27 protein-coding genes, 1 tRNA gene, 1 pseudogene and 1 riboswitch are annotated in these 25,423 nt (G+C 53.2%); of the genes and pseudogenes, 6 read left to right on the top strand and 23 right to left on the bottom strand.

Going from position 1 to position 25,423, the window contains the following annotated elements; all coding sequences use genetic code 11:
- Nucleotides 1-11 precede the first annotated feature (11 nt).
- On the bottom strand, nt 12-860 hold the full coding sequence (locus BN5935_RS12810) for a glycosyltransferase family 2 protein (RefSeq protein ID WP_064976953.1): 849 nt from the start codon (nt 858-860) through the stop codon (nt 12-14).
- Between the two features lie 191 nt (nt 861-1,051).
- Between BN5935_RS12810 and BN5935_RS12805 the strand changes: the two genes are divergently transcribed.
- Nucleotides 1,052-1,930 (top strand): DMT family transporter, encoded by an 879-nt coding sequence (locus BN5935_RS12805; protein WP_064976437.1) that lies wholly within the window; start codon nt 1,052-1,054, stop codon nt 1,928-1,930.
- A 49-nt stretch (nt 1,931-1,979) separates the two neighbouring features.
- On the opposite strand, the gene BN5935_RS12800 is transcribed toward BN5935_RS12805, so the two are convergent.
- The 8 genes from BN5935_RS12800 to BN5935_RS12765 all read right to left on the bottom strand — a co-directional run bounded on the left by BN5935_RS12800 (nt 1,980) and on the right by BN5935_RS12765 (nt 9,391).
- The gene (locus BN5935_RS12800; RefSeq protein ID WP_064976436.1) at nt 1,980-2,816 is read right to left on the bottom strand and encodes an endonuclease/exonuclease/phosphatase family protein; all 837 of its coding nucleotides are present in this window, start codon (nt 2,814-2,816) and stop codon (nt 1,980-1,982) included.
- A gap of 1 nt (nt 2,817) precedes the next feature.
- Nucleotides 2,818-3,981 (bottom strand): MalY/PatB family protein, encoded by a 1,164-nt coding sequence (locus BN5935_RS12795; RefSeq protein WP_064976435.1) that lies wholly within the window; start codon nt 3,979-3,981, stop codon nt 2,818-2,820.
- 33 nt (nt 3,982-4,014) lie between these two features.
- Nucleotides 4,015-5,178 (bottom strand): immunity 26/phosphotriesterase HocA family protein, encoded by a 1,164-nt coding sequence (locus tag BN5935_RS12790; RefSeq protein WP_064976434.1) that lies wholly within the window; start codon nt 5,176-5,178, stop codon nt 4,015-4,017.
- A 127-nt stretch (nt 5,179-5,305) separates the two neighbouring features.
- A tRNA-Asp gene (locus tag BN5935_RS12785) sits at nt 5,306-5,379 on the bottom strand.
- A 68-nt stretch (nt 5,380-5,447) separates the two neighbouring features.
- The gene (locus BN5935_RS12780) at nt 5,448-6,389 is read right to left on the bottom strand and encodes a DUF4886 domain-containing protein (protein WP_064976433.1); all 942 of its coding nucleotides are present in this window, start codon (nt 6,387-6,389) and stop codon (nt 5,448-5,450) included.
- Nucleotides 6,390-6,538: 149 nt separating this feature from the next.
- Nucleotides 6,539-7,495 (bottom strand): ABC transporter permease, encoded by a 957-nt coding sequence (locus BN5935_RS12775; RefSeq protein WP_064976432.1) that lies wholly within the window; start codon nt 7,493-7,495, stop codon nt 6,539-6,541.
- Complete coding sequence (locus BN5935_RS12770) at nt 7,488-8,231, bottom strand: ABC transporter ATP-binding protein (protein ID WP_064976431.1); 744 nt, start codon at nt 8,229-8,231, stop codon at nt 7,488-7,490. Before BN5935_RS12770 ends, BN5935_RS12775 begins: the two co-directional genes overlap by 8 nt.
- 2 nt (nt 8,232-8,233) lie before the next feature.
- Complete coding sequence (locus tag BN5935_RS12765) at nt 8,234-9,391, bottom strand: COG1470 family protein (RefSeq protein ID WP_064976430.1); 1,158 nt, start codon at nt 9,389-9,391, stop codon at nt 8,234-8,236.
- Between the two features lie 648 nt (nt 9,392-10,039).
- Between BN5935_RS12765 and BN5935_RS12760 the strand changes: the two genes are divergently transcribed.
- Both BN5935_RS12760 and BN5935_RS12755 read left to right on the top strand, forming a co-directional pair.
- Complete coding sequence (locus BN5935_RS12760) at nt 10,040-10,345, top strand: helix-turn-helix domain-containing protein (RefSeq protein ID WP_064976429.1); 306 nt, start codon at nt 10,040-10,042, stop codon at nt 10,343-10,345.
- A 9-nt stretch (nt 10,346-10,354) separates the two neighbouring features.
- Entirely contained in the window at nt 10,355-10,699 is a 345-nt protein-coding gene (locus BN5935_RS12755; RefSeq protein WP_064976428.1) for a hypothetical protein, read from the top strand.
- 459 nt (nt 10,700-11,158) lie between these two features.
- Here BN5935_RS12755 and BN5935_RS15265 read toward each other — a convergent pair whose 3' ends face one another.
- From BN5935_RS15265 to BN5935_RS12720, 9 genes and pseudogenes are all read right to left on the bottom strand, one after another.
- Nucleotides 11,159-11,263, bottom strand: a complete 105-nt coding sequence (locus BN5935_RS15265; protein WP_147625860.1) for a hypothetical protein — start codon at nt 11,261-11,263, stop codon at nt 11,159-11,161.
- Nucleotides 11,257-11,523 (bottom strand): hypothetical protein, encoded by a 267-nt coding sequence (locus BN5935_RS15595; protein ID WP_235821103.1) that lies wholly within the window; start codon nt 11,521-11,523, stop codon nt 11,257-11,259. The genes BN5935_RS15265 and BN5935_RS15595 overlap by 7 nt, the downstream gene beginning before the upstream one ends.
- Nucleotides 11,524-11,996: 473 nt before the next feature.
- Nucleotides 11,997-13,571, bottom strand: coding sequence for a PKD domain-containing protein (locus tag BN5935_RS12745; protein WP_147625838.1), 1,575 nt, complete (start codon nt 13,569-13,571; stop codon nt 11,997-11,999).
- A 16-nt stretch (nt 13,572-13,587) separates the two neighbouring features.
- The gene (locus BN5935_RS12740; RefSeq protein WP_147625837.1) at nt 13,588-14,763 is read right to left on the bottom strand and encodes a YncE family protein; all 1,176 of its coding nucleotides are present in this window, start codon (nt 14,761-14,763) and stop codon (nt 13,588-13,590) included.
- Complete coding sequence (locus BN5935_RS12735; RefSeq protein WP_235821102.1) at nt 14,760-16,712, bottom strand: TonB-dependent receptor; 1,953 nt, start codon at nt 16,710-16,712, stop codon at nt 14,760-14,762. The genes BN5935_RS12740 and BN5935_RS12735 overlap by 4 nt, the downstream gene beginning before the upstream one ends.
- Nucleotides 16,713-16,898: 186 nt before the next feature.
- Nucleotides 16,899-17,042 (bottom strand): DUF4465 domain-containing protein, encoded by a 144-nt coding sequence (locus BN5935_RS15735; protein WP_082944215.1) that lies wholly within the window; start codon nt 17,040-17,042, stop codon nt 16,899-16,901.
- A 15-nt stretch (nt 17,043-17,057) separates the two neighbouring features.
- Nucleotides 17,058-18,668 carry a PL29 family lyase N-terminal domain-containing protein gene (locus BN5935_RS12730; RefSeq protein ID WP_082944144.1) on the bottom strand — a complete coding sequence of 537 codons (1,611 nt, stop codon included), beginning with the start codon at nt 18,666-18,668 and terminating at the stop codon, nt 17,058-17,060.
- 182 nt (nt 18,669-18,850) lie between these two features.
- Nucleotides 18,851-19,063, bottom strand: a riboswitch (cobalamin riboswitch).
- A gap of 108 nt (nt 19,064-19,171) precedes the next feature.
- Nucleotides 19,172-19,477 carry a hypothetical protein gene (locus tag BN5935_RS12725; RefSeq protein WP_235821101.1) on the bottom strand — a complete coding sequence of 102 codons (306 nt, stop codon included), beginning with the start codon at nt 19,475-19,477 and terminating at the stop codon, nt 19,172-19,174.
- Between the two features lie 75 nt (nt 19,478-19,552).
- Nucleotides 19,553-20,097 (bottom strand): annotated as a pseudogene (locus tag BN5935_RS12720) (relaxase/mobilization nuclease domain-containing protein); the annotation flags it as partial.
- Between the two features lie 275 nt (nt 20,098-20,372).
- On the opposite strand from BN5935_RS12720, the gene BN5935_RS12715 reads away from it, so the two are divergent.
- Nucleotides 20,373-20,591 (top strand): S24/S26 family peptidase, encoded by a 219-nt coding sequence (locus BN5935_RS12715; protein WP_235821100.1) that lies wholly within the window; start codon nt 20,373-20,375, stop codon nt 20,589-20,591.
- A 199-nt stretch (nt 20,592-20,790) separates the two neighbouring features.
- On the opposite strand, the gene BN5935_RS12710 is transcribed toward BN5935_RS12715, so the two are convergent.
- Complete coding sequence (locus BN5935_RS12710; protein ID WP_064976423.1) at nt 20,791-21,180, bottom strand: hypothetical protein; 390 nt, start codon at nt 21,178-21,180, stop codon at nt 20,791-20,793.
- A gap of 587 nt (nt 21,181-21,767) precedes the next feature.
- Between BN5935_RS12710 and BN5935_RS12700 the strand changes: the two genes are divergently transcribed.
- On the top strand, nt 21,768-22,193 hold the full coding sequence (locus tag BN5935_RS12700) for a hypothetical protein (protein WP_064976421.1): 426 nt from the start codon (nt 21,768-21,770) through the stop codon (nt 22,191-22,193).
- Nucleotides 22,194-22,273: 80 nt separating this feature from the next.
- Here the strand turns inward: BN5935_RS12700 and BN5935_RS14985 are convergent, their stop codons facing one another.
- From BN5935_RS14985 to BN5935_RS12685, 4 genes are read right to left on the bottom strand one after another with little or no spacing between them, the layout of a single operon-like run.
- Nucleotides 22,274-22,486, bottom strand: a complete 213-nt coding sequence (locus BN5935_RS14985; RefSeq protein ID WP_235821099.1) for a DUF4138 domain-containing protein — start codon at nt 22,484-22,486, stop codon at nt 22,274-22,276.
- 40 nt (nt 22,487-22,526) lie between these two features.
- On the bottom strand, nt 22,527-23,090 hold the full coding sequence (locus tag BN5935_RS12695; RefSeq protein WP_064976420.1) for an IbrB-like domain-containing protein: 564 nt from the start codon (nt 23,088-23,090) through the stop codon (nt 22,527-22,529).
- Nucleotides 23,035-24,351, bottom strand: coding sequence for a DUF3440 domain-containing protein (locus BN5935_RS12690; RefSeq protein WP_064976419.1), 1,317 nt, complete (start codon nt 24,349-24,351; stop codon nt 23,035-23,037). The genes BN5935_RS12695 and BN5935_RS12690 overlap by 56 nt, the downstream gene beginning before the upstream one ends.
- Nucleotides 24,348-24,755 (bottom strand): hypothetical protein, encoded by a 408-nt coding sequence (locus BN5935_RS12685; protein WP_064976418.1) that lies wholly within the window; start codon nt 24,753-24,755, stop codon nt 24,348-24,350. Before BN5935_RS12685 ends, BN5935_RS12690 begins: the two co-directional genes overlap by 4 nt.
- Before the next feature lie 211 nt (nt 24,756-24,966).
- On the opposite strand from BN5935_RS12685, the gene BN5935_RS12680 reads away from it, so the two are divergent.
- Nucleotides 24,967-25,416 (top strand): hypothetical protein, encoded by a 450-nt coding sequence (locus BN5935_RS12680; protein ID WP_064976417.1) that lies wholly within the window; start codon nt 24,967-24,969, stop codon nt 25,414-25,416.
- Nucleotides 25,417-25,423 lie beyond the last annotated feature (7 nt).

Here is a 25,423-nt window from a genome sequence, read left to right as displayed (position 1 = left end):
GCCGGGAGTTTTCATTTCAACAGGTTGTCCTCTTCGTCCTTGTATTCCGATTTTTTGGAGAATATCCCGCCGAGACCTTTCAGGGCTTTGACAGCCCGCACACGAAAGCTGTCCATCAGCGACCCGTCCTTCGAAACCGTGCCGTAACCCGTCACGGCGCGCGCCCGGCGTTTGCGGACGAAGGCGATGCGGCCGTAGGGTTTCAGTCCGAGGGCCAGCGAGCCGTCCTCGCCGCGGATGATGTCGGTGCGGATGCCCACCTTGCGGGCCAGTTCCGTATTGTAGGCGAAGACCAGTCCGCGGACGCTCAGCTCGGGCCGCTTGAATGACTGGAGCCACAGGTGCGTGTCGCGGGCCAGTTCGTAGAACCAGAGCCCGAATGCCGAATGCGAGGCGTCGGGAATGTAGCTCCAGAGCGAGCTGACGGCCACGACGCCCCGGCGTTCCAGCGCGTCGACCATCGTCTCGACATAGCGCGGCGGGTACATCGTGTCGGCGTCGATGTTGATATGGTACTTGCCGCGGGCGCGGCCCAGCCCGCAGAGGCGTGCATGGCCGCATCCGGGTGTCGTCTCGCGCTTCCACGGCAGGCCGACCGTCTCGAAAATCTCAGCCGTGCGGTCTTTCGACATGTTGTCCGTGCCGATGATCTCCATCGGGTAGCGGCATTGCTGTTCGGCGAGCGACCAGAGGCAGGCCAGCAGGCGCCGCTCCTCGTTGTAGGCGATGACGGAGACCGTCACCAGCGGTTTGTCCGACTGCCGTTCGGCCAGCTTCGCGCGGACCTCGGCGACGGCTGCCGCGGGGGCTTCGGCAAAAGGCTTTTCATAGACGGGGAGGTATTTGGCGTACCATTTCATGCGTGTGCGGATTTGATTATACAAAAGTAACATAAAAATCCGCTCGGCCAAACATTTTCGTCGGGATGCACCGGACGGGGCAGGCTGTGCGCAAAAACAGCCCCGGAGACTGCTTTTCTGCCCCTTTTCTGCCCTCCGGCGGTGCGGAATGCGGATATATTGTTTACTTTTGCGGTCGTAATCGGAATCGTATGAATCGCGTCAAAGGAATTCTCTGGGCGGCCCTCTCGTCGTCGACTTTCGGACTGGCTCCGCTGTTCACCCTGCTGCTGATCGGCGTGGGGTATTCGTCATTCGAGGTGCTGACTTATCGCTGGGGCGTGGCGTCGCTCTGTCTGGTCGCCTACGGGCTGATGGCGGGGTGCGATTTCCGTCTCGGCAGGCGCGAACTGGGCACGGTGTTCCTGCTGAGTTTGTTCCGGGCCACCACGTCGCTGAGTCTGGTGATCGCCTACCAGAACATCGCCAGCGGGGTGGCTTCGACGATCCATTTCATGTATCCGCTGGTCGTGGCGCTGGTGATGATGTGCTTCTTCCGCGAACGCGGCTCGGTGTGGACCTTTGCCGCCATCGGACTGTCGATCGTCGGAGCCGTGCTGCTCTCGCAGGGCAACGCCGGATTCACGCGCGGGGACACGACGTTGGGCATCGTGTCGTCGGTGGTGTCGGTCGTCGCCTACGGCGGCTACATCGTGGGCGTGCGCAAGAGCCGGGCCGTGGAGATCGACTCTACGGTGCTGACCTGCTATGTGATGGCTTTCGGGACGCTGTTCTTCATCGTCGGCGGGTGTTTCACGGGCGGCATCCGTCTCGAAACCGATCCCCATACATGGCTCTGCATCCTCGGCATCGCCCTGCCCGCGACCGCCGTGTCGAACATGGCGCTGGTGCAGGCCATCAAGAGCATCGGGCCGACGCTGACCTCGATTTTCGGCGCCATGGAGCCGCTGACGGCCGTGGTGATCGGCGTATGCGTCTTTGCCGAACCTTTCACGGCGCAGGGGGCGGGTGGCATCCTGCTGATCGTCGCGGCGGTGACGATGGTCGTCCTGCGCAGCCGGCGGCAATGACCTGAAATATGGAAAATCCCGGAGTTCAGGGCTCCGGGATTTTTTTATTTTACAGCGTGAAGGTCATGGCGATCGGGTAGTGGTCCGAAATGAACGGAGCCCCGTAGTTGCCGTCGAGCGTGGCGAAAGTCAGGCATTTGAGCTTGCCCCGGTAGTAGAGGTGGTCGATCACGATCGTGTCGGGAGCCGAGCCGAATCCGTTGAAAGTCCCTTTGCGGTCGGTTTCCGGAGCCTTGTCCCGGACCGACTTCATGTGTTTGGTCAGCGGTTTGAAGATCGGGCTGTCGACCGGAGTGTTGAAATCCCCGCCCAGAACCGCCGGGGCTTTCTGTCCCGCGATGCGCTGTATTTCGCTGACGATGAGTTTGATCGACTCTTCGCGGGCAACCTTGCCGCGGTGATCGAGGTGAGTGTTGAAATAGAAGAACTCCTTGCCCGAAGCCTTGTCGCGCAGTTCTACCCACGTCATGGTGCGGTTGCAGGCGCCGTCCCAGCCGCGCGAGACCTTCGCGGGCGTCTCGCTGAGCCACAGCGTACCGCTGTCCACCAGTTCGAAGCGGTCGCGGAGGTAGTAAACGGCCATGATCTCGCCGCCTTCGGCTCCGTCGTCGCGCCCCACGCCGACGCGGGCGTACTGCGGGCATTCGGTGTCGATGTATTGCAGTTGGTCGATCAGCCCCTCCTGCACGCCGAATACGTCGGGGGCCTCCTGACGGATCATCTGCGGCGTGGCCGGACGCCGTTTCGACCAACTGTTGTCGCCGTCTTTGGCGCCGCTGTTGCGCAGGTTGTAGGAGATGAGTTTGATCGGCTGCGGGCCGTCGCCGGCGAATACCGGCATGGAAAACATAGCTGCGAGGAGCAGCAGAAGTGCGGTTTTTTTCATATTATCGGGTCAGTACTTTTTTCAGTCGTTCGAGTCCGTCGATCAGCAGTGTCCGCGGGCAGGCGATGTTCAGGCGGATGAATCCCTCGCCCGCCGGGCCGTAGATCGACCCGGGGTTGATGAAGAGCCGTCCCTCCGTGAGCAGCCGGTCGGCAAGCGCCTCCGAGGTCATGCCCGTGGCGCGGCAGTCGATCCACGCCAGATAAGTTCCTTCGAGGGGCAGTACGGGGTATTGCGGCAGTTCCCGGGCGAGGAAGTCCCGCAGGAAAAGGTAGTTTTCGTGGAGGTAGCCGTTGAGTGCGTCGAGCCACTCGGCGCCTTCGTCGTAAGCCGCCGTGAGGGCGTCGATGGCAAAGGGGCTGATTTCGCCCGTTTCGTTCCGGTGGAGCGCCTCTTCGATGCGCTCCCGGATCGCGGTATCCGCGGCGAAGATGTTGGCGACCTGCAGTCCCGCGAGGTTGAAAGCCTTGCTGGGGGAGGTGCAGGTGACGGAGTGCCGGGCGAACTCCTCCGAAAGCGAGGCGAAAGGCGTGTAGCGGAAGCCGGGCATGATGAGTTCGCAATGGATCTCGTCGGCGACGACGAAGACGTCGTTGCGCAGGCAGATCTCGCCGATGCGCCGCAGTTCTTCGGGCGTCCAGACGCGCCCTGCGGGGTTGTGGGGATTGCAGAGGAGCATCAGCGTCACGCCCGGATCGGCCGCTGCGCGTTCCAATGCGTCGAAATCGATCGTGTAGGTGTTGTCGCGGTAGATCAGCTCGCATTCGGCGGCCTCACAGCCGCTGTTGGCGACGGAGATGAAAAAATGGTTGTAGACGGGAGTTTGCATCAGCACCTTGTCGCCCGGGCGGGTCAGGGCCCGGAGAATGGCCGACAGGGCCGGAATCACACCCGTCGTGGGGAGTATCCATTCGCGTTCGGGGGCCCAGCCGTGACGCCGGGAGAACCACCCGGTGATCGCCGTATAGTAACTCTCCGGAACCTTAGCATAGCCGAAAATGCCGTGCTCGACCCTGCGGCGAAGCGCCTCGACGACGGTCGGTGCCGTCCGGAAATCCATATCCGCGACCCACATCGGCAGCATGTCGGGTGCGGGTTGTTCGTCCCATTTCACGGAGTGTGTGCCCCGCCGCGGGATCAGTTCATCGAAATCGTAGTTCGTCATAATATGTAATACGCAAAATGGGGGTCAAAGGTTTCAGGCATCGGCAGCGGAACAAATCTTCAGATTCTCCGCATAGCTTTTGGATGCATCCAATCCGAAATGCGTGAATATTTCGTGTTTGACAGCCTTGTTTCCCGGCGAACGCAAATCCGGATCGTGTCTTTTTCCGGCGGGTGCGGCAAGTGCGGCAGGGCCTTTGTCGATCAGCTCCCTGATATTATCGTAGTTGTCTATCCCGAATCCGATACGTTCCATGCGGTAGGGATTTATGTCGTATCCGGACGGACAATCGGGATTTCGGCAGATCAGGTATTTATCGTACCGGTCGACGGTCGTTTCCCGGTATATCAGTCCGTATTGGAGATAGACCGTATTTTTATCTTCATGGTTGATGCTTTGTCCGTATGAAATGATCGGTTCCCACTCTTCGGGCGATACGGGTTTATGTCCGATGATCGGATATTCTCCGTAGTAAAAGCGGTTGTCCATGATGGCTTGCACGGGCAATGTATCGCATTGCGAAAGCTGATCGGTGTCGATATCCGCATAAGAGGTTGCGCGCTTGCGGTACAGCATGATGAGCAACGACTTACCCATCAGATTGAGCAGTCCGTGGTTCTTTCCCCGTTTCAACGCCTCGTGACGCGACACGATGTCCAGCACGATCCGCCCGAACCCCCATTCGCGACGTCCTATCCTGAACGCGAAAAAATCGCCCTCCCGATATTTGACGTGCTGCCGCTTCGCGTTCCTGAATGCTTGTATTTCTTCTATGTCCTTTGGCGTGGAGTTGCCGATCCAGTCGTTTATCCACTCTTTCAGATCGATGCCGGCAGCATTGGCATCGTGAAAAAATGTAGTCTGTGTGGTATAGTTGGCTATCGTCACGTCGTTTGCACCGAAATAGAAGTATACCCCGAAAGGACTGAATGACAGGGAGGCCGTATAGTTCATTTTCTTGGGTTTGCCCCGCTCGGTTTTAGGCAGAAGGATTGTCCGGTTATCTGCGGTGTGTTCGCACAGCTCGGCTTCATAATAGGAATCTTCCGTCGCCACGATCTTTTTGCGAATCGTATCTTTGTCATAATAGAGATACATTCCCTCGAAAGAGACCAGCTCCCAAGACTCTTCTACGGAGGCAAGTCCTAAATACGATCGTTGCTCGTTCGTCAGTTCAACAGGCGGGTTCGGTTTCATGCTGGTCGTTTCTCACGAAAATACGGAGTTTTTCGGAAAATTCAAAATGTGCGGGAATCCGCTGGCGCGAAGATTCCCTGAAACAAAAAACGGAACGGCATCGAAGCCATTCCGTTTTCGTTTTCAGCGGTGCGTAGGGGACTCGAACCCCTGACCCCGTGCGTGACAGGCACGTATTCTAACCAGCTGAACTAACGCACCATTCCGGTTATTGCGAGTGCAAAGATACCGTTTTTTCTGAAAACCGCAAATATTTGCGGCATATTTTTTTAGTTTGCCGTGCCGAAGCCCCGTATTTCGTCGGCCTTGTTTTCCGTCCATGCCGAATAGTTGCGGATGCAGGCCCTCTGGGCGGCCTGTCGGCAAATGGCCGCTTCCTCCCCGGTCAGTTCGTGGGGAGTTCCCCGCAGGCGGCATTCGTTTTCGGCGACGGTCGTGCGCAGGGCCGGAGCTACGAGCGTCTCGAACCAAGTGCTGGCTGCGGTGTAACGCCCGGTCTTGAAATTGAGGTGGAAGCCGTCGCGGGTGACCTCCGGCGCATCGGCCGGTTGCGTGCCGCGTAGGTTCTGGATCGCCGTCCCCGTCGGTATGACGACCTCGATGGAGGTTTCGTCCCTCAACTGCTTCACCGCCGCGACGATCCCTTCATACATCAACTGCTGGTTGCGGTCGTAGCGGCTGAAATCCCCGTGGTTCGAGTCGGGCGCATAAGCCCATGTCTGCTGCCAGCCGATGCAGGCTCCGGCGTTGGGGCAGTGCAGCCGCACGATCTCGACCAAGTGTCCGAGCCACGGCTCGTAGGTCAGGAACAGGCCGGCCTTTCCGGAGACCTGCTGGATGATGACGATATCCCACCGTTCGTCGGCGATGCCGTCCCGCAGACGGGCCTTTTTCAGGACGGTTTCCCAGCGGTTGTGCGTCGATTTGCAGTAGGTATAATAATCCGTGTCGGCAGCGTATTCCTGACAGTGCCGCTCCAGCGAGCAGCCTCCGAGGGTGATGCGGCCCAGAATGACGTTCCCGATTCCGGCCGCCTCAAGCAGGTCGGGCAGGTACTCCGTGCCGTCCTCGGTGAAGCTGTTGCCGATGCCGAGGATGCGCAGCGTATCGGGACGCTGGGGGATCGGGTAGTTGGGGAATTTCCGGGCGAACGCATCGCTGCAAAGGATGCACAGGCCGAGGAGCAGCAGGAGACGGGACAGTCGTTTCATGAGAATGGTAATTTTTACGAAAATAGGGTATTTTTTCCTAAAATCCAAAGTGTGCGGAATCCGGCTGCCGTGGTCCGATGCCCTGAAACAAAAAACGGAACGGCTCAAAGCCATTCCGTTTTCAGCAGCTATTTCGTTTGATTCACCTTTTATCTGGACCGGATTTCCCGCCGCATGAACAACACATATGAACCGGCGAAACAGATCGTCGTGGCGGCTATTAACCCCGTGAGCTGTCTCCATACGATCAACAGGCTCTGTCCCAGCGGGAGCGGGCTGGGAATGGCTCCCTGTACCTCCATCATGGTCAGAGGCCCGAGACTTCTGACCGAAGGCATCAGCAGGGTCGTCACGGCATCCCCGTAGAGTTCGCTGGGAGCCAGTCGCATCAGCGCGAGAATAAATCTCTGGTAACCGATGATCTGCGACTGTGAGGCCATCGGCGAAGGGCTCAGCGCATTGGCTACGACATTGACGATCATGGCATAGAAAACCGTGAAGAATATCCAGACCGCTATCGCCGCCAGAGCCGAAGTGGTCGCTTGCCGGAAACACAGGGAAAACAGGATCGCCAGATTCAGCCAGAAGGCCACATAGAAAATGCTGACGACGATGAAGAGAATGATTCGCAGAAATTCATCGGCGGTCGGCGGAATTCCGATGGCGACCAATCCGCAGCCCATGACGAGCAGTCCCAGAACGAAAAACAGAATGCTGACGACGATAAGCGCCGCGAAAAATTTGGCGTTGATGATATTGTCCCGGTAAATCGGCTGAGACAGCAAGCGGCTTAACGTTCCCTTGTTCTGTTCGGAATTGACGGCGTCGAAGCCGAGCGCGATGCCCAGCAAAGGTCCGAGAAAGCTGACGAACATCACGAACGACGGGAGCGTTCCGTCGGAAGCCGTGAACAATTTCAGGAAAAGAAACCCTCCGTCGGGATCGTCCGGTTTGATGGCGGCCCCTATGTTCGAGAGAGCCGTGTACAGGGACCCGAGACAGGTGAGGGCGATGATCGAGACAAGGATGATGAATCGCCAGCTTTTCACATGGTCGGAAATCTCCTTGTTCACGATAACCCAAAAGGCATGGTTCTCCTTACGCATTTTCAGCACCTCCTTTCGTCATAAGCCGGTTATAGGTATCCGCCAAATCCCGGTCGCATCGTCTTAACTCCCCGATATCGATCAGCGATAACAGTTTTCCGCGGTCGAACAGGGCGACTCTGTCGCATACCTTTTGCACTTGGTCCAGATTGTGGGATGAGAACAGAATCGTCAGATTCTCTTCCCGGCTCAATGTGTGGATCATGTCGATGAACTCCTGCACGCCTGCCGGATCTATTCCCGAGGTCGGTTCGTCCAGAATAATGATTTCCGGATTCTTGATAAGGACGTCCGCCAGCCCCAGACGCTGCCTCATGCCGCGGGAATATTTGCCCGCCTTCTTTTTCCGTTGCGTTCCGAGTCCCACGCGGTCCAGCAGTTTTTCCGCCCTGACAGCGGCGTCCGACGCCGGGATTCCGTTCAGGCGTGCCGTAAAAAGCAGGTTTTCCAGCCCCGTCATGTCATCGTAAAAGCCGACGTCCTCCGGGAGGTAACCGATTTTCCGCTTTACCTCGATGGGGTGCGTCGTCGAGTCGATACCGCAGATCTCCACATGCCCCGAAGTCGGCTCGGTCAGCCCCAGCATCATTAGGATGGTCGTAGACTTTCCGGCGCCGTTGGGTCCCAGCAATCCGAATATTTCACCTCGCTGAACGCTCATGTCGATGTGGTCGACGACTATGGACGTCCCGTATTGCTTGGTCAGTTCCGTAAGAACAATTACCGGTTCGCTCATGGTTACCTCCTTCCGTATTTACGGAACAGCCAGATTACGATGCCTATTGCGGTGAGGGTGATCAGCACTCCGACCCATCCCCATAACATCGGGGTCCTCACGGAAATCCGGAACTGGGCGGACGCGTTCACTTCGGGAGTCGATGCCTTGATCGTCGTGACATAATCTCCGGGCAGCGCCTTTCCGGAAGCCTTCATTATGGCCGTCGCGTTGGCAACGGCGCCGGCACGCAGCGAATCGATTTTCGAGGGTTCGAAAGTCACCTCCCAGTTGGCCGGTTTGCCGGCCGTCAGGTCGATGTCTTTCAATGTGGACGATCCCGTATTGCGGATTACCAGTTCGAGCCGTTTGGTATCTCCCGCCGTGATGTCGGAGCTCAGCAAACCCTGCGGTGTGGTAAGTTCCATTTGGAAAGACCCGGTAATGACGATCTCGAGCTGTAATTCGGCCGAGGTCGAGCCCGATGCCGCCCGTACCGGAATATGATAAGCCCCCGCCTCTGCATTGGCCGGAGGCGTGATCTCGATTGTGAGGTTCTCACTGGAATTCGCTGCGATCTGGGTCGAGGTCGCCTGTTTGTAGTTCGGCTTGAAGATCACGTTCCAGCCTCTCGGGGCGTCGGCGATCAGAGCATAGGACTGCTGGTCCGCCGTCTGGTTTTTGAGGGTCGCATTGAATGTAAACGACGATTTGGTGTTGCCCTGCATATTGGGCTGCTCCGTAGTGAGCTCCGTCTGGTAAGTGCCCTGCTGCGATACGACGATGTGTAACGGCAGCTTCGTTTCCCCGGCGAGAACGGTGAAGGCATAGCTGCCTCTGTTCACTTTGAGCGGGACGCTGACACTCAGGTTGAAACTTTTCTTGTCGTTCGGCAGGACCGAAAGCTGCCGCAGGTTCCAGCCGCCCGATTTGAATTCATGTTTCCATGCCGTGGAAAGTCCCTCGAGCGATAGTTTCTCATCGACCAGCGTCCCGGAATTGTTGATTAACTCGATGTCGTAATTTACGGATGTTCCCGGTGATACGGCAATTTTTGTGTACGGGGTGTAGAGCATGACGTGCCCACTTTCAGGAATGGAGTCGTTTGCTGAAAGTCTGCCTCCGGAAATAATCCCTGCTAAAACGGCGAAAAGGAAAAAACAATTTGTTCTCATAATCATAAAAAATAAATAAACATTTGATATGAATATAATCTAAACTTGTGTCCGTGCCGGGGAGGTGTACTGTGTTATTCTTCGATATGGAATTTGATGATTTGCCGATTTGAAAATTTTGGTGTTGCCATTTTCCTTAACGATTCCGATCGGTTGCTTATTATTTGGTATAAAGAGTTTTAATGAAACGGTGCAGTAGTATTGAATCTGTCTATAATTGTGCTTGCATGCCTTTTCCGACAACTTCTCCTCTTGTGGATGTATAAAAACAAGAAAGCCTTATAAACGATTCGTCTACAAGGCTTTTGCTTCACTTGGCTCAACTTTTGGTCGGCCTCTTGCGGTGCGTAGGGGAACCGAACATTTCCCGGACACCGTTGGTTATCAATGGAATTATACAGTCGCAAAATTTAGTACACCGAATCGGCCACAGCCATTTTGCATCGTATTGCCCTTGAATCTGAATACAAAGATACGGAATATAATTTGAAAATACAATTTTCTGAGCAAGAGTAAATTGTATGAGTTTTCTTGCTCATATATGGCATAAGTTTCTGGTAGAGGAACTTTGTGTGAAAATATAATTGATTCAAACATTGATAATCGGGTGATGCTTTCATCCCATCTTTGCGCTGTAAACTAATATTCGCATTTATGGAAAATCAATCTGGAGACAGCATTTCTCGTATTCTGACAATCGTTTTGGAGATTTTGGAAGATGTGCGTTATCTGAAAGAACATCGCAGTATGCTTGACGGTGATCCGATGTTGGATTTTTCGGAAGTTTGTCAGATTCTGCATCAGAGTGAGCGTCAGGTTCGGCGCTATAGGGAACAAAGCCGGCTTGTCGGCTTTAATTTCGGGCATCGCAGAATGTATCTGCTCTCCGAAGTGCAGGAGTTTATTCGTAAAATGCGCAAACAGGGGAAACTCGAAGACCTGAAAGACTCGAATCAATAAAGATCAATTATGGATAATCCGAAAAATGCCCAGACTTATGTACTGGTGGCTCCTGAAAAACTGGAAAGCCTTGTCAAAACGAACTTCATGTTGAGTAAAAGTGTCCTGCTGTTTGAATATCTGTGTAGTCAGAGCAGATATCCCATGTATCTTTCGGCCCGAGCCGCCTGTGAGGTTCTTGGCATCTCATCCGAAACACTTATATCATGCAGGCATCAACGACTGATTCGTCCTAAAATTTATCGGAAACAGTTCCTTTACAATGCCTATGATCTGCTGGCGTTGTGTCTGAAGCTCAATCAGCGAAATTTGCAGAACGCTTTACGCAAGGCCCCTCGTGTTATTATCCGATAAACGACCTGTGCTGTTTTCATGGTTTTTAGGATTGCCCGAACTACAGTTACGGGCAATTTTTGTTTTGGTCATGTTAAGAGCTATTCAAAATTATTTTTGAGGTCGCCGGCCCGGGGCAAGATAGTGTCAGGCGCTTACGCCCTTGTCGTAATTTTTCGCACGATCTCCACCCTTCGGGTCGTATCGCACGCAAAATTGCGCCTGCAGGCTGCACCTGCCACTGAAAATCCCGCCCCGAAGCCGGCGAACCCCTATTCAAAAAAGCGGGTGTACCGGCGGTATGTCAAACCAAAACAGATTTCGAAGATGAAAACCACGAAATTCGAGATTGCGGTGGCGGGCTACGCCTACCGCTTCAAAACCTACGCCCGTGACGGCGTGGAGGCATCCGTAAAGATCAAATGCTTCCTCGGACAACCCGATGCGGAGTGTACGATCCTGACCCCTGCGTTGAACGATTCATATCAGCAGTCCCTCCTTGCCCCATTTCAGTTCGATGCCGAACAGTTCGGAGGCCGTGCGTACGATGTCGAATCCACACGCTTCGGGCGACGGTCTTACCAAATCGGGATGACGGCAGGGTTCTTCCTCAGCGCGCGTGCAGGTTCCCTTCGGGCGATAAAAACAGTTTCAGATATAGGTGAACGCTCGTCCGTCGCACGCACGGTCCATTGTCCGTCGGCCGGTTTTCCGTGAAGCCCGGCCTCCATGCGCGTGGCGTGGATATCGCCGTTCTGTCGGTAGGCCGTCGTGTCGTAGGCGATCTCGCCCAGCGTGTTGCGGCGGCGGCAGCGGATTTGTACCGGCCGGTGGCGTTGGTCCACTCGCCGTATACCGTTGCAGTTTTTCGAGCAATCGTGTCACCTGCCCCTCCCCTGCGATAATTTCGTTGTCCGTATCCGGTCTTGTCCGGTTCACGCTGCTACCCCCCCCCGTCACACGTCGTCTTATTCCGACTCCGGGTACAGAAAAGGTCGCTTAATTTGCTGATAATAGCGAATTAAGCGATTATTATTTTGTCTGTTTTCCCCGCATTTTCCCCATTCTGCCCACTCTCTCCAAAAAATAGCAACAACTCGAGAGTCAGAGATAAATCGTTGTATGGCAGACAACTTTTTACCAATCTCTAAAGACTCCGCTCTCGAATTGCTGCTATAAAAGAACGGCGGCGGGATTTAAATGCAGGAATGTTTGCAATGGTTCACCGCGATCAAAGGACCCGCCGCCGATTGACTATTTGTAAATCGAAATGAGTTTTCGAAATTCAGAAAACCTGAATTGCCTATTATTTCGGTCTTTATCGCCTTGTGTGTATTTCCTCTTTGAGCAAATGCAGGTCTTCAACCCCCATTATTTCGGTCGAACATTCCCCAAGCCAACCGTTCTCCTGGTTGACTCCGGTGTATATTTTTATATAATCGACTCCCGGCAGGTTGACGCTGTTTCCGCTCGCATCGACAGCCCAGCTTATATCGATCGACGAATCGTCATAGCTGTTGATTTCATTGTCCGCATAGCCGTAGCGGAATTTGTAAAGAACGAAATAGGTGCCCGAACCGCTCTCGTCAATGGCATTCTGGGGCAGACATGTACCTGTAAACGTCAGCGTATTTCCGGCCCAAAGCGGATAATACGGTTGTGAATGGTACTGATTTTTCACTTTGTAGCCGGAATTTCCCTGATTATCCTCCCATTTTATATAAGTATCCCATTCGTCTCTCGATGCCGGTTCTCGGTCAGGGCGGTAATAGGTTATCCGGTAATCGAAGTAAATGTTTACATCGTTACCATTGATCTTCGCCATTTCATACCACGGTTCCTTGGTAGGATCTGCGTGGGCGCTACCTTGTATTTCATACCATTGTACGTTGTCCGGCCCGAGATTGTCGGGATCATAGGCCACCATGATTACCCCGGGCTCACAGCTTCCGCCCTCTGGAGCATCCGGATTGGGATTGGCATTTGCATAAAAGGCATTGCCTAAAACCCGGAAGTCGCGCAATCCTTCGACATTCTGGATTGTATGGTCGAAACCGACCGTTACATAGCCGCCGAATCCGCCGAGGGTGATCATTCCGCGTTTGTTATTGCCGATGGCGTCCAGCACTTTCTGATTCATTGTCTCCTGCGTATCCCCCTCCTCGTACAGCGGCAGCGTATTGGTAAATTGTCCGACTGCCGGCATGTAGTCGAAGACCTTGGTGATGTAGGGATTCGCCCCTTCCGCAGGCGGGTCGATAGGAGCGTATTCGACAAAAACAGTGAAATAATAATTAAAGGAGATATCCCCTTGCGATACTGTTAATGTCAAACCGATAGCGCCGCCATGTGAAAACATGTGCTCGAGATTCTTGGTTTGAGAGACAGGCTCCTCATCCTCGAACCATAAGTAAGAAACACCGTCGTCGGACACGCTGCTTACTTCTATCCGAAACAGTTGGTCGACCTTGGCCCTGAATCCGCCTTCCGGCTCTTCGACGGTTATATCTTCCTGTTTGAGTACATAATCGGTGGTTACTATGACCTCGAAATCATAGTCGAAGACGGTCGTTCCCTGGCTGACATGCAGCGTCAGGGTGAATGTTCCCAACGAAGTGAAGGTGTATTCCAGATTCTTCGAATCGGCTATTTTCGAATCGCCGAGAGACCATTCATAGGAAACGCCCTCATCCGAAACGCTTTTCACTTCGATCCGGAAAGGCTGGTTGACCAGAGCCTTAAATCCCCCGTCGGGCCGGTTTACGGAGATATCTTCCTTTTTCAGGAGATAACTGCCGTCTCCGTTATCAGCGTCGCTGCACCCGGCAAGAAATCCGACCGGAAGTAACGCCGACAGAAGCAGTAAAACGATTCGCGCGTAATTTTTTTTCATATTCAAGTGTGTTAAGTTACTCTTCCAGAGGTTGTAATTTTTTACGGGTGAATACGATATGTGCCGGTATATTCCCGGTGCTTATCGACCATTTTCGTATGCCGTCCGGCCCGAAGCAGTGCAGGGTGCCGGCACGGACGTAGTCTTTGGCGTCGGTAACCAGAAACTCTCCGGTGTTTGGGTTAACGGCAATTCCGTAAGGTGTCTGGATCCGCTTTTCAGTGCCGTCTTTGATAAAGTTGCGCGTAACGATCTCCCGTGTGCGCGTGTTTACGATGGCATAGGATACCGTCCAATCGTTCGTTATATAACTCCATTCGGTACTGTACAGGAACAGCGAATCCCGACACAGGGTCATATGTGTGTTGGGCAGGTCTTCGAACTCGTATGCAACCTCGTCCGTCGAGGTGTCGATTATGAATGTTTTGGAAGGTATTTCATAATAGTCTCCGCGGGAAGAAACATACAGGTTGCCGTAATTGTCCGGCTGTATCCGGTGAAGGTTGATAGCGACGTCTATTTTTTTCTCTTCCGTAAAAGTTTTCAGGTCGATAACCGACACGGTACGGTCGTAATTCGGAACACGGTAACCGCCGGAATTGGCGACATAGAGTTTATCGCCCACAATGGCCATCTCTTCGGGCTGATAACCTACGATGCACTCATCGACGACCTGAAGACTTGCCGTATCGATTTTTGCTACATACCCGATCCGGGCGTCCGGGGCTATCTGCACGGGACCTGCGTAGGCGCTCACATAGGCGTATTTGCCTTTGAATGCGAGGTAACGGCAATTGGGAATCGCTATTTTGGTGATATGTTTGGCTGTATTGACATCCATCACCTCGACGTAATTGGAACAATTGATAACCGCCCAGAGTTTGTCGCCGTAGATTTGAATGTCGTTTCCCACGTCGCCGAGGTCTTTTACTTCATACGGGTTGCGTTCGCCGTAAATATTTCGCGTGTAGACGCCTGTCTCATAGTCGTAATAGTCGAGCGAAGCCTGATTCGTTCCCATATTGCCTTCGTTGAGCAGAAAAAATCCGTATATATCGCCAGTAACCTGTTCCCACGGATTCACCAAGGTCGGCTCGGAGGGCAACACCGGGTCATCCTTGCGGCAGGAAGCCGCAAGTGTGAGAACGCCGATGGAGACTGCAAGCCATTTTAAATAAAACCCTTTCATCATAATGTAAGACTTAGAATAATCTTGAAATTGGTTCCCGGCATGGGATACCATTTAACCACTTCGTATTGCTGGTTGAAAATGTTATTCACCTCCGCGGTGATACGAAGCTGAGCGTGTTTGAATGGAAAATTCCGCGACAGCGACATGTCGTGCGTGTACCACGGCTGGATATAATTGGCCGGAGTATTGTTTCCGAGCATATACCGCTCGCCCGTGTAGATAAAACTGTAGTTAAAATCCCACTTTCGATAGGAGGCGTTGAGAATCGCGGAGCCGCTGTGCCACGGAATGTAGGGTATCTGGTCGCCGTATCCGTCCATAACGGTTTCCTCCCAACCTTCATCTTTCTCCTTGGTGAAGTCTTGCGCCTTCTGATAGGTATAACTCAACCGGGCATCCAATGCCACGCCGCCTATATTGAAACAGGGATTGAGCGTCACATCCACGCCGCGTATCTCCACATATCCGAGGTTGACCATCGTCCAGACGAGCTGGTTGGAGGTCGGGGTGGCGATTATCTTGTCTTTTACCTCGTTGTAATAGGCATCCACCGTAAGATTGAGCGACGACAGCACTCCTTTGCCGAATTGTTTGGAGTAGGCAACCCCCACATTGTATTGGGTGGCGTATTCCGGCTTCAGAAGCCGGTTGCCCAATTGCACATAATAGAGGTCGTTGAAAGTTGGCATCCGGAATATCTCTTTATAAAAGGCTCTTATGTCAAGACCGATCTTTTCAAACGGACGGTACGATGCGACTACCGTGGGAGAGAATACGTTTTTATCAGGCGCGGTTTCCATCCTCCGAGCGCTCCGGTCATGTACATATGTGTAAAGCAGGCTGGCTTGCACGCTGAATCGTTTGAGGTTGACCGATGTGGCTATGGCTCCCAGCAACGTATAGCGCCTCGGTTCGATGAAATGCGCATTGAACATATCGGTGCCGTCCGCATCGAGTTTGTTCCATTGGAAATCCGTAGACAAATTCGCTGTCCACCACGGGGTGAAAGCGAACAGATTGGCTGCCGTAACATAGACCTCCTGCTGCCAATAGTGATTATCCATCGGTTGTACGGTACTTTCAGGCGGCATGACGTAATTCATATAGTCGTTGGCGTATTTGGCTTGGATTTTATAGCTGTAGAAATCCGTCACCTCTTGCCGCAAGGAGCCCTGAAAGAAAAAATTACGGTCTTTCTGCCGGTCTTCGTTCAGCAATGAAATACCGTAATCCTTTTTTACGGCTGCACCGGGATAGCCCCGCTCGGAATTGTAGAAATATCCCTTCGCCTGCCATTCTCCGCGCTTTACCTTGCCGAAAAGAGCAGCCTCGGCGCGAAGAAACCAGACATCCCCGTTGCGCCTGACTTCGGTGGTGTCATAGCCGCCGTCCTTATGGTAGCGAAATTTGTATTTGCCGGAAGTGTTCAGGTATTCGATATTGGCCGACGACGAAAGGTTTTCGCTGATCCGGTGCTCCCAAAGGGCGGAAACGTCGATAAGGTCGAAGGAACCGCCTTTGAGTTTCACATTGAAACGGTTTCTGCGTCCGCTCTCGAAAACAGGTCTGCGCGTCACCATATATACCGCACTTGCCGAGGCGAAATCGCGTGCGGACTGGAATATGTCGCTTTTCTGGCCGTTATAAACGGATACCAATTCCATGTTGTCGAGCGAGAATTTACCGAGGTCCACCGTCCCGTTCTGAGCATTGCCGATCTGTATGCCGTCGTAGAATACCCCCACATGCTGGCTGCCCATACTACGGATGTTAACGGTTTTCAATCCCCCGATACCTCCGTAGTCCTTTATCTGCACACCGGAAAAATAGCGCAACGCATCCGATACGGAGTGTGAGTTGAGCCTTTGCAGCTTCTCGCCGGAGAGGATCTGTGCCGGGACAATAGCCTTGTTCTGCTTTCCGAGCACCGTCACCTCGTCAATGGCCAAAACCCGGACCGAATCCGGGATTTGACCTTTTTCGGCCTCTTGAGCATTGGTAGTGCCGAAGGCGAGAAAGATGTACAGTACTGAAATTACCGATATTCTTTTCACTTCGTGATAGCGCTTGTTAATTAAGGAGTGCCGGGATTTTCTTACCCCGGCACTCCGGGTGTTGTCGCAAATGAGGGCCGGTTATTCGAACCTCACCGCCAGATCGTCCCACGCAAAATATGCCGGCTGGCTGAACCCATAACCGTTATCGCTGTCGCCTGTGACGTTGAATTCGATGCGGCTGACTTTTCCGAGTTCGGAAAGATCCCATTTCTGCCAGTCGATGACGCAGCAGCGACGCTACCACTCGACGGTAATGTCATCCACTGCATAATACGCAGGCAGCGAGTAACCGTAACCGTTATCGGCGCCGCCAGCCTGGTTCAGCCGAAGCGAAACGATCGGCCCCAGTTCGGAAAGATCCCATTTCGTCCATGTTTTCGTGATGGCTTCGGGCGTAGCGAAAATCATCGTAATGGTTTTGATTTCGTTGCCGTCGGCATCGAACCCCGTAGCGTAGAAGGTTACGTCTTTGGTCAGTTCGGGCGACAGTCCGTTGCCGGAGGTAGCAACCGAGTAGAAATAGCAGGTCGAATTGACGTACAGGCTTCGGATCGTCCGTGCTTTATTGTCGGCAAATTCGAGAATGGGACGTCCATCACCGTAAGGAAAGTCAAAATCCAAATAGCCGAATGTCGTCAGGAAATTATCGGAACCATTGCGGCCTCCGCCTGTCATACTATCCTCTACTCCGTCGGGATTGTACACATACAGATCGTATAAATAATTGCCATATTTACTCTGATCCAGCGAATTGGAATTATAGGAGCATACGAACCAAGGATAGCCCCATCCGTTCATGAAGCCGGTAGGACGGCCAGTAGTGAGCTGCGTGGTTTCATCGACCCAGGCATAATCGTCTGGACTCCCTAATTGTGTCGTTGAATATTTTCCGGGGTTATAGTTGCAGGCGACCCATTTGGCCCAGTCGTTACCCTCGAAGGTAATTGTATAGCTATGCGTATCCGCCGCACTTACTGTCAGTTCTGCCATGCACGAGAAATTCCCGGCCATTCCGATCAAGGCGATCACACCCTCCGTTTCTGCATAGCTGTTCGCTTTGGCCGGCGCTACAACCGTCAGTACATTGCCTTCGACCGAAACTTTCCATCCGTCGGGTTTAGTCCATGTCATCCGTTCGACACCCTTGCTCTCGATCGTAAAGGTCTGCGTCTCATCGTAAACGAATATGCCTCTCTTTGCGGAAATCGCGAGATTCAACGCACCTTGCATGGGAATTTCGAGTTTTCCGCCGTCGGCAAGCGTAAAGACCGCCATACCGGGGGTCGAGACCGTATCCACCGACTCGAACATCGAATCGCCATCCGTTCCTTCAGCCCTGACACCCATCGAAGTCCATGTAGTACCATTGTCGATCGACATTTCCCACTCCTTGGTTTCGGTATTGATACGCAATTTCGGGGACACGGCATTCTGTCCGGGGGCGCCGTCCTCACCCTGCGCCTTGATCTTTTCGCCGTCGACCAGTATGAAATCGCCATCGAGCGTCCAGTAATAAAGGCCGTCGCCATCTTTTTTCACCGAGATAGCGGGAGCATCAATTCCATTTTTTCCGTTGGTGATCGTGGCGGTTTCACCATTGGAGAATGTAATTGTGTATCCGTCATTATTTTTGATGACGGAGGTCACAGTTACATTCTTTTGTAAAGCATCGACCAGTTTTTGGAGTGCATAGATATCGGTGTTAGCACTCTTCATGGCCTGCTCCATAGCTTCCATGCGCGAATCGAGGTCATCGACCGCCTTCCACAAATCGTCGTCGTCATACGAGCAGCTCCACATCGCAACGCCGAACAGGGCGATTGCCAAAAGGGTAAATAGTTTTTTCATTCCTGTTGTATTTTAAGTTTGACAAATAAAAAATCAACCGTATCCTTTCGGGATACGGCACAACAGAAATTCAAAACGGATTTACACCTTGGCAAGGCTGTCGGAAGCCTCGTATTAGACCGGAATGCCGGATGCAGGGGAAATCGCAGTTTTGATTTTCACCCGTACACCCGCAGGTTGCAAATCTTATAAAGGCATCGGCAGGTCTTCTGACTTGTTCCGGTTTTACGCCTTCCCAGCCTTGCGGCCAGTGGCAAAGATTGTAAAACCTTTTGCGCCCCATGTCCGGGGCAGGAACTCACAGCAACGGGTATTGTCGCAGATTCTCACTGCATTCCCTTTTCATTCCTCATCGCGCAATCGGCGATTCGGAAACCTTTGCGACGGCAAATATACAAATATTTTTTAATTCGGTATCCTCGATACAAAAAAATGCAATCCTGTATTTTGGGCATTTTACAGTTATGAATCATACTTATCCGATTTGAGATTTTTAAGAATAATTACTTTTTTCTCAATTGCTCTGCATCTTGGAGTAGCTCATACGCTTTGCGCTCCTTGACGGTTGCCTGTTCCAACTGTTCGGCCCGAATTTTCACCCTCGTTTCATACCGTTCGACCCGATTACGAATCGTATCGCGGATGGCCTTGCGCTTGTCTTCGCGGAATATTGCTTCCAATTCCGTCAGTTTCTTTTCTCCGACCCCCCCCCGCACATCTTTACATAACGGTATTTCAGGTCGTTCACGGCCAACAGCCGATTGTTTTCTGAAATTCGGTAGATGAATGCGCCTTGCAGGAAAATACATTACCCGTGCAGGAGCATCGACATACCTACACGCTCGGCATTAAATCCTCGAAAACCTTACTGACAATGTTTGTCAGATCTTCGAACCGGAGAACTCGAAGCCGTTTTTCGAGAACAGAACACCATGTTTCAGGTCAGTATTTCCGCAATATTTATAGCGGATGCCGATACCCTGTTCCCATAATTTGCCGTCCAGTTTGATCGCATCGTAGATTGCGTATCTGGCCTTGTCCGGTTCGCATGGCCGCTCCCTCCGCACGTCGTCTTTCCCGGCGCGGGATATAGCCCGTATTTCCCGGTCAGCTCCCGGCGGACCTTGGCGTTGTGGAGCTTGATATTCTTGTCCGAAATGGTCTGTCCGTCATTTCCGACCTTGTTGTAGACTAGGTGGCAGAGCGGATGGGGCTGGTCGAGGTGGCGCACCAATAAATACTGTGTATCGGTGATACCCATCTTCTGCATATACTCCTTCGCGATCTGCGTCATCAGAGCGTCGGTCATGCGCGGAGCGTCCTTGGGTGAAAAAGAGAGGAGGATATGCCCGACGGTGTTTTTCAGCCGCGGGTTAAGAAAGATCTGGTCTTTGAAGTCCTGCACCATGTTCTTCACTTCCGGGGGCATGACGCCCTCGGCGTCCAGTATCCGGGATTTCGGACTACGTTTGCCGATACAACAAAGGCACGATATTTTCGTTTGTATTGCGAACGAACTCCGCAGGGAGTACCGAGGAAACGACGCAATTTCACACTACACAGCCGGCAGAGCCGGCAAAAGCCCCGCTTAACAATTTGTCGAAACGACGACACGATGCCCGACGGCATTGCGTGCCGACACCCTCGTATGCCCCTGCTCCTTAATTATGCCCGATGAATACGCATTTCGATATATACGGTCTCATGACGACAACCGTCGAACCGCTGCCCTACGTCAGCGAGGGCATTCCGGCGGGATTCCCTTCGCCGGCCGCGGACTATATCGGTGACCGCATCGACCTGAACGAAGTCCTCATCCTGAATCCGGGTGCGACATACTATGCCCGCGTTCGGGATTACTATCTGGTCGAGGAGGAGCTGGAGCAGGGCGACGGCATCCTTTTCGACACGCGGCTCTGCTGACCGTATACCCCGAAAAGAGATGACGGCGTGGCCCGTCAGGCCGAAGTTCAACTACGGAGCCCCTTGCGACGAAAGCATCATAGAGCCGGTCGCGGAAATGCAGAAGCCCGGACTCTGAGCGCAAGGCCGCATGGGCTTCATGCAAAAAGAGGGGAGACCGATAACGGCCTCCCCTCCGGCAATGAGTCGCGTCACTCTTCTAATACATGAACTCTGCCAGTGCTTCGACGAGCAGTTTGAGGAGCTGCTCGGCCGTCAGAGGGTGTGACGATTTTCTGAATATGCGATCCATCTTCGTCCGGAGCAGTTCGAAGAAACGGTTGGCTTCGTGAGGCGGCATTTTCTTGACTGTCATCACCATCAGCCAGAGCGGAACTTCGATATAGGGCGGCTGGATGAAGAGCTCGAGCAGTTCGTCGGAGTGATGCCTGTAATCCAGATAACTGTTTTCACAGACTCCGTACAGCGGCAGAATGATTAACTCGTAGACGTTATGATGCGTTCTGCGCATATCGCCTTCTTCATAATACCATACGTCGATCTTTTTGGCCCCGACTATCCGGTACGGATTATAATTATCCCTGCTCATAGTACGATAAGTTTTAATGAGGACACTATTATCCTAATTAAAGTTACTCATTTCCGAGCAGATGCTGTTGGTCATATAATCGCGTAATTCGCCGCGGGTCGAAAGCCGGCAGAACCGGTATTGCGCCGGCAAACGCCGACCTTTCGAGAAGTTCTTCTGGTCCGTCGAGCACGATTCCAGTCGGATCGAGTTCCCGTCGTGTCTGTCGTAAAGACCCCATAAGGATTCCGCATCCGGACATCGGGGATCGTCGGTATGGAAAAGATATACCTCTCCGACTTTGAAATTGCAATGTTTCACCGTCATTCGTTTGGGCTGTTTTATAGTTTGTGCGGCAAAGATGGATGAAACGCAGAGACCTTGCAAGAACATGTGGAACCATTCCAATATTTTATTTTAGCAGATACTCCGAGTTGCTAATAAAAAAGCAACTCGTGGATGTCTGTACGACTTTATCGAGCTCTGATCTTTAGGTGCGGGTGCCGGCCTTAGGTTCCAAACTTCGAGACAATACGGAAAATCTCGAATAGGGGAATTATGTAAATTTAAGATAAGGATAATGTCATCCGGCTTAAAACTTTACAGTTATGAAAAAGGATAACGAGAATCCCTATCGCCCTTATCGTGTGGTAAGCGTCAAAAAGATCGACCGCTGGTTTTTCGAGAAGCGCGACCATCGCAGAACCCATGCGAAAATCTATCATTCAATCATTCGGCCCAAGTTCGGGATTTGCGAAAACACGTTTCTCGACTACCGCCACGAGTCCGACGAATTGCTGGAACTGTTCCGGCAGTCGGTCAACATCGAATTCTCGATGTGGCTTCCGACCATGGAGGTCAAATACATGGGACCGGTCGAAGCCGACCGGTTCAGTCTGATACTTTGGGATGCGTTCGACAAGGCTTTTAAGCGTATACACAACAAGGAATCGGCCTGCCGGATAGATGCTGAAAAGTTATTGAAGCATCTGATAATCTGTTTAGAGGAGAAATCACCCGCCGAGGTGCGGTGACGCGACTCGTTAATGAAGGGAGGGGGCTGTCCGAAATTTCGGACAGCCCCCGGTGTTTTCACGGATCAGTCTATTTTATATTATAACACCTTGGCATTCGAAAGTTCTCGGCTCATTATTTCGGTAGTCTGATGCCGGGCTCCGTTTTTCTCGATGATTTCCACTAAAAGTACCTTGTCATCGGAGATCGTGAGTTTAGGAAGCGCGAATACCGTCCGCTGACGCTGATGCCCCCTCAAGACGGTCGGATCATTGCATGGATCGACTTCGGGAAAACGTTCTATCAGTCCCATCCGCTGGATCCGAAACGGGGATTCCGGAGTAAGCGGGTGGTTACGGCACGGTTTCGGACACGTCCTCGTCGGCATCTCCGATGCTGAACTCCTTGTCGGCGAAGAGTTCGGCGAGGCCCGTGATCTGTTTCAAACGCAGCAGCTCGTCGCGGTCCATGCCGATATGACGCATGATCCACTGGTCGGACATCCGGGCGCGGGTCAGTTCGGCGACGATCTCGCTCATCAGCTCGACATTGTGCGTCCCCCGCGCCCGGTTGTGGCGGATGGTCGAGGCCATGCGGTTCGAAAGGTCCTTTTCGATCACGGTGACGGGCAGCAGCCCTCGTTCGCGTTCGTAGATGCGCTTCGAGGTTTTGAGCACCAGATAGCGGTGGTAGCCGTCCACCAGTTCGTAACGGTCCCTTTCGGCGTCGTAATAGCAGACGCACGGCATCGTGTAGCCGTCCTCCCAAATAGACAGTTCCAGCAGTTTCATTTCGGGCGGTGCCACGACGTTGGGGTTGTAGCTGTTCGCCACGATCTTCTCCACCGGTACGGCGCGGACGTTATAGACAGGGCTCCGGAAGTTTTTCTCGGTCGGATGTTCGTAATAGCGATTCATATTTTTCCATGATTTTCCTGCGGCGCTGCGTTTCGCTTTTGTTGGGCGAAAAACCCATGTATTTGCAGGCGTGGTCGTTTTTCAGGATGCAGATGCAGATACGCTTGAACGTGGGCAGCTGGCTGAATTCCGGCAGGTCCGTGTCGTCGAGATACTCCATGCGCACCGGACGCTTGTCGGTGCGGTAGGCGCTCCTGTCGCCGACTTCGATGCGGATGCCGGCCTTTTGCAGTCTGGCGATGGTCTCCTCGGAGAGACATCCGCCCTTTTCGCGCCAGAAGCGGATGCTCACGGAGAGTTTTTCCAGATAGTTGCGCCGCGTCGGCCCCGGAAGGGTCGAGAGCAGGAAGTGCATGTAACGCTCCCACGTCATTCCCTTCGGCAGACGCACCGACTGCCAGCCGACTGCCGCCGTCCTGCCGTACAGCGCCGCGAAATTGGCTCCGTCGACCCGGCCGACCATGCGTCCCCATGTGTCCGGATCGATGGCTTTGTAGAGGTGCAGGCTGGCGATGGCCGGCGAGATGAACGGACTGGCCACGCGCTGACTGTCGAGCGGCACGCCGGCCCGGTAGAAAAGGTCGTACAGCCGGTTGTAGGGCCAGCCGAAACGTCCGTTCGCCGTCCAGATATCGGTCGTCAGCCAGTCGTAGAGCGGATAGGCGTTGCAGATGCCGCCGCCGACCCATTGCCGTATCCACCGTTTTCCGCCGAACCGGTGGTGGTTGCGGTCGCTGTATATCGTGCGCCAGCGGTTGAAGCTCTCCTGCGTGCGGATGCCGATCAGACAGCATGTGCGCGCCGCGCCGCTGCGTGCGTGGAGCCATTCGGCGAAGCGGTTCTGGAATTCGTAGTCCCACATTTCGTCAGTGAAGAACGGGAAGTCGCGCCGCGTGAGAGATCCTTCGGGCATCTCCCGTACCCAAACGTCCCGCTTCGACTCCTCCCACGGCCGCCAGTACTGCCGGAACATCGAGGTGCAGGTCTGGACCTTGAACGGCACGCAGACCCGGTAGACATCGAGAATGTCGGCGTTCGCGGCCAGCGTCCGGTCCACATAATCGAGCGTGTCGCGGTACTGGATTTCGTAATCCATGTGGAATACCCCGATCCGGCGGTGCAGTCCGTGATGCCGGACGTAGTCGATGCAGAGGTTGAGCAGCACGCCGCTGTCCTTGCCGCCGGAAAAGGAGACGTAGATGTTGTCGAAAAGGTCGAAGACCGTTTTCAACCGCTGCTGTGTCCGCTCGTAGACGTTCATGGCTGCCGTTTTTTCCCGTATTGCATCGTCACATACTGCGTCCACTCCTTCGTGGGGACGAAGCCCTCGGTGCGGAATACTTCGGCGTGGCGGAGCAGCGTCACGGAACGTATCGTATAGTCGCGGTGGTAGTATCGGATGATTTCGCGCAGGAAGCGCGACAGCAGCTGCGGGTCGTCGCCCGAAACGTAGTAGTTGTTGATCTTGGCCACTCCGCCGTCGGTGATCTCCACGGGCATGAACCCGAAGACGGTCTGGCCTTCCCACGCGACGAACCATGTGTGCGCACGCGAGGTCCAGAATGGGTAGTTGTTGTTCTGGCGTAGCACGCTGCGCCGCATGACCAGCGGAGCGACGAGTGTATAAAGGCGGGGCGAAGTGCCGTCCAGTTTCTCGATTGTCATATCCGAAAGGTTATAAAACGACCGAATGTTATATATCTGAAACCAAATGCATTAAAAATGCATTCAATCCTTACAAATATAAAAAATATCGGTCGTTTCCTCAAATTTTCAGATCGGGGCAATGGGCAATATCGTACTGTTTTTCTTTTGCAATAGTGTATTTTTTCTGTTGAAAAGATTATTTTTGTACTGGAACTATTCGTCCTGATTTATGAATTGTGCAAATCACCCTACCCAAACAGCAGTCGCCCAATGTACGGAATGCGGAAAAGGACTGTGTGTGCAATGCGTACACAACCAGCAAAAACCTCTATGTGCCGCATGCCGTGAAACATTAAAAAGCCAAGCTACCGGTTCAACCATCTTTCATTTGCTTGTCTATGTCGGATTATTTATTGGGGGATACAAATGGAATTTCATGGAAGGAGATGGATTTCCAGACGGGAGATTAGCCAGCGGTTATATGTTGATGGCCATAGTTTCCGGCTGGCAGTTTTTGAATTCAGTCGTTGGATGGCGTCTGGTACAGGGTGAGTTGACGACTTGGGCGATCTATTATGTGCTCAAATTGCTCCTTTCCGTGATTATCGGTTTTTTCACAGCCCCTTTCACGATCCTGTGGAACTTGATAAAACTGATACGTTTCCTGATTCGACGATAACGATCTT

Origin of the sequence: Alistipes provencensis (assembly GCF_900083545.1) — a bacterium.
GTDB lineage: Bacteria > Bacteroidota > Bacteroidia > Bacteroidales > Rikenellaceae > Alistipes > Alistipes provencensis.
Note: the sequence above shows the minus strand (reverse complement) of the source record. Positions and strands in the feature narration are given on the sequence as shown.

Bases quoted from the DNA above. Each gene is read 5' to 3' on its own strand.
- BN5935_RS12810 (WP_064976953.1), bottom strand. From the start codon at position 860: ATGAAATGGTACGCCAAATACCTCCCCGTCTATGAAAAGCCTTTTGCC.
- BN5935_RS12805 (WP_064976437.1), top strand. From the start codon at position 1,052: ATGAATCGCGTCAAAGGAATTCTCTGGGCGGCCCTCTCGTCGTCGACT.
- BN5935_RS12800 (WP_064976436.1), bottom strand. From the start codon at position 2,816: ATGAAAAAAACCGCACTTCTGCTGCTCCTCGCAGCTATGTTTTCCATG.
- BN5935_RS12795 (WP_064976435.1), bottom strand. From the start codon at position 3,981: ATGACGAACTACGATTTCGATGAACTGATCCCGCGGCGGGGCACACAC.
- BN5935_RS12790 (WP_064976434.1), bottom strand. From the start codon at position 5,178: ATGAAACCGAACCCGCCTGTTGAACTGACGAACGAGCAACGATCGTAT.
- BN5935_RS12780 (WP_064976433.1), bottom strand. From the start codon at position 6,389: ATGAAACGACTGTCCCGTCTCCTGCTGCTCCTCGGCCTGTGCATCCTT.
- BN5935_RS12775 (WP_064976432.1), bottom strand. From the start codon at position 7,495: ATGCGTAAGGAGAACCATGCCTTTTGGGTTATCGTGAACAAGGAGATT.
- BN5935_RS12770 (WP_064976431.1), bottom strand. From the start codon at position 8,231: ATGAGCGAACCGGTAATTGTTCTTACGGAACTGACCAAGCAATACGGG.
- BN5935_RS12765 (WP_064976430.1), bottom strand. From the start codon at position 9,391: ATGATTATGAGAACAAATTGTTTTTTCCTTTTCGCCGTTTTAGCAGGG.
- BN5935_RS12760 (WP_064976429.1), top strand. From the start codon at position 10,040: ATGGAAAATCAATCTGGAGACAGCATTTCTCGTATTCTGACAATCGTT.
- BN5935_RS12755 (WP_064976428.1), top strand. From the start codon at position 10,355: ATGGATAATCCGAAAAATGCCCAGACTTATGTACTGGTGGCTCCTGAA.
- BN5935_RS12745 (WP_147625838.1), bottom strand. From the start codon at position 13,571: ATGAAAAAAAATTACGCGCGAATCGTTTTACTGCTTCTGTCGGCGTTA.
- BN5935_RS12740 (WP_147625837.1), bottom strand. From the start codon at position 14,763: ATGATGAAAGGGTTTTATTTAAAATGGCTTGCAGTCTCCATCGGCGTT.
- BN5935_RS12730 (WP_082944144.1), bottom strand. From the start codon at position 18,668: ATGAAAAAACTATTTACCCTTTTGGCAATCGCCCTGTTCGGCGTTGCG.
- BN5935_RS12725 (WP_235821101.1), bottom strand. From the start codon at position 19,477: ATGTATTTTCCTGCAAGGCGCATTCATCTACCGAATTTCAGAAAACAA.
- BN5935_RS12715 (WP_235821100.1), top strand. From the start codon at position 20,373: ATGACGACAACCGTCGAACCGCTGCCCTACGTCAGCGAGGGCATTCCG.
- BN5935_RS12710 (WP_064976423.1), bottom strand. From the start codon at position 21,180: ATGAGCAGGGATAATTATAATCCGTACCGGATAGTCGGGGCCAAAAAG.
- BN5935_RS12700 (WP_064976421.1), top strand. From the start codon at position 21,768: ATGAAAAAGGATAACGAGAATCCCTATCGCCCTTATCGTGTGGTAAGC.
- BN5935_RS14985 (WP_235821099.1), bottom strand. From the start codon at position 22,486: ATGGGACTGATAGAACGTTTTCCCGAAGTCGATCCATGCAATGATCCG.
- BN5935_RS12695 (WP_064976420.1), bottom strand. From the start codon at position 23,090: ATGAATCGCTATTACGAACATCCGACCGAGAAAAACTTCCGGAGCCCT.
- BN5935_RS12690 (WP_064976419.1), bottom strand. From the start codon at position 24,351: ATGAACGTCTACGAGCGGACACAGCAGCGGTTGAAAACGGTCTTCGAC.
- BN5935_RS12685 (WP_064976418.1), bottom strand. From the start codon at position 24,755: ATGACAATCGAGAAACTGGACGGCACTTCGCCCCGCCTTTATACACTC.
- BN5935_RS12680 (WP_064976417.1), top strand. From the start codon at position 24,967: ATGAATTGTGCAAATCACCCTACCCAAACAGCAGTCGCCCAATGTACG.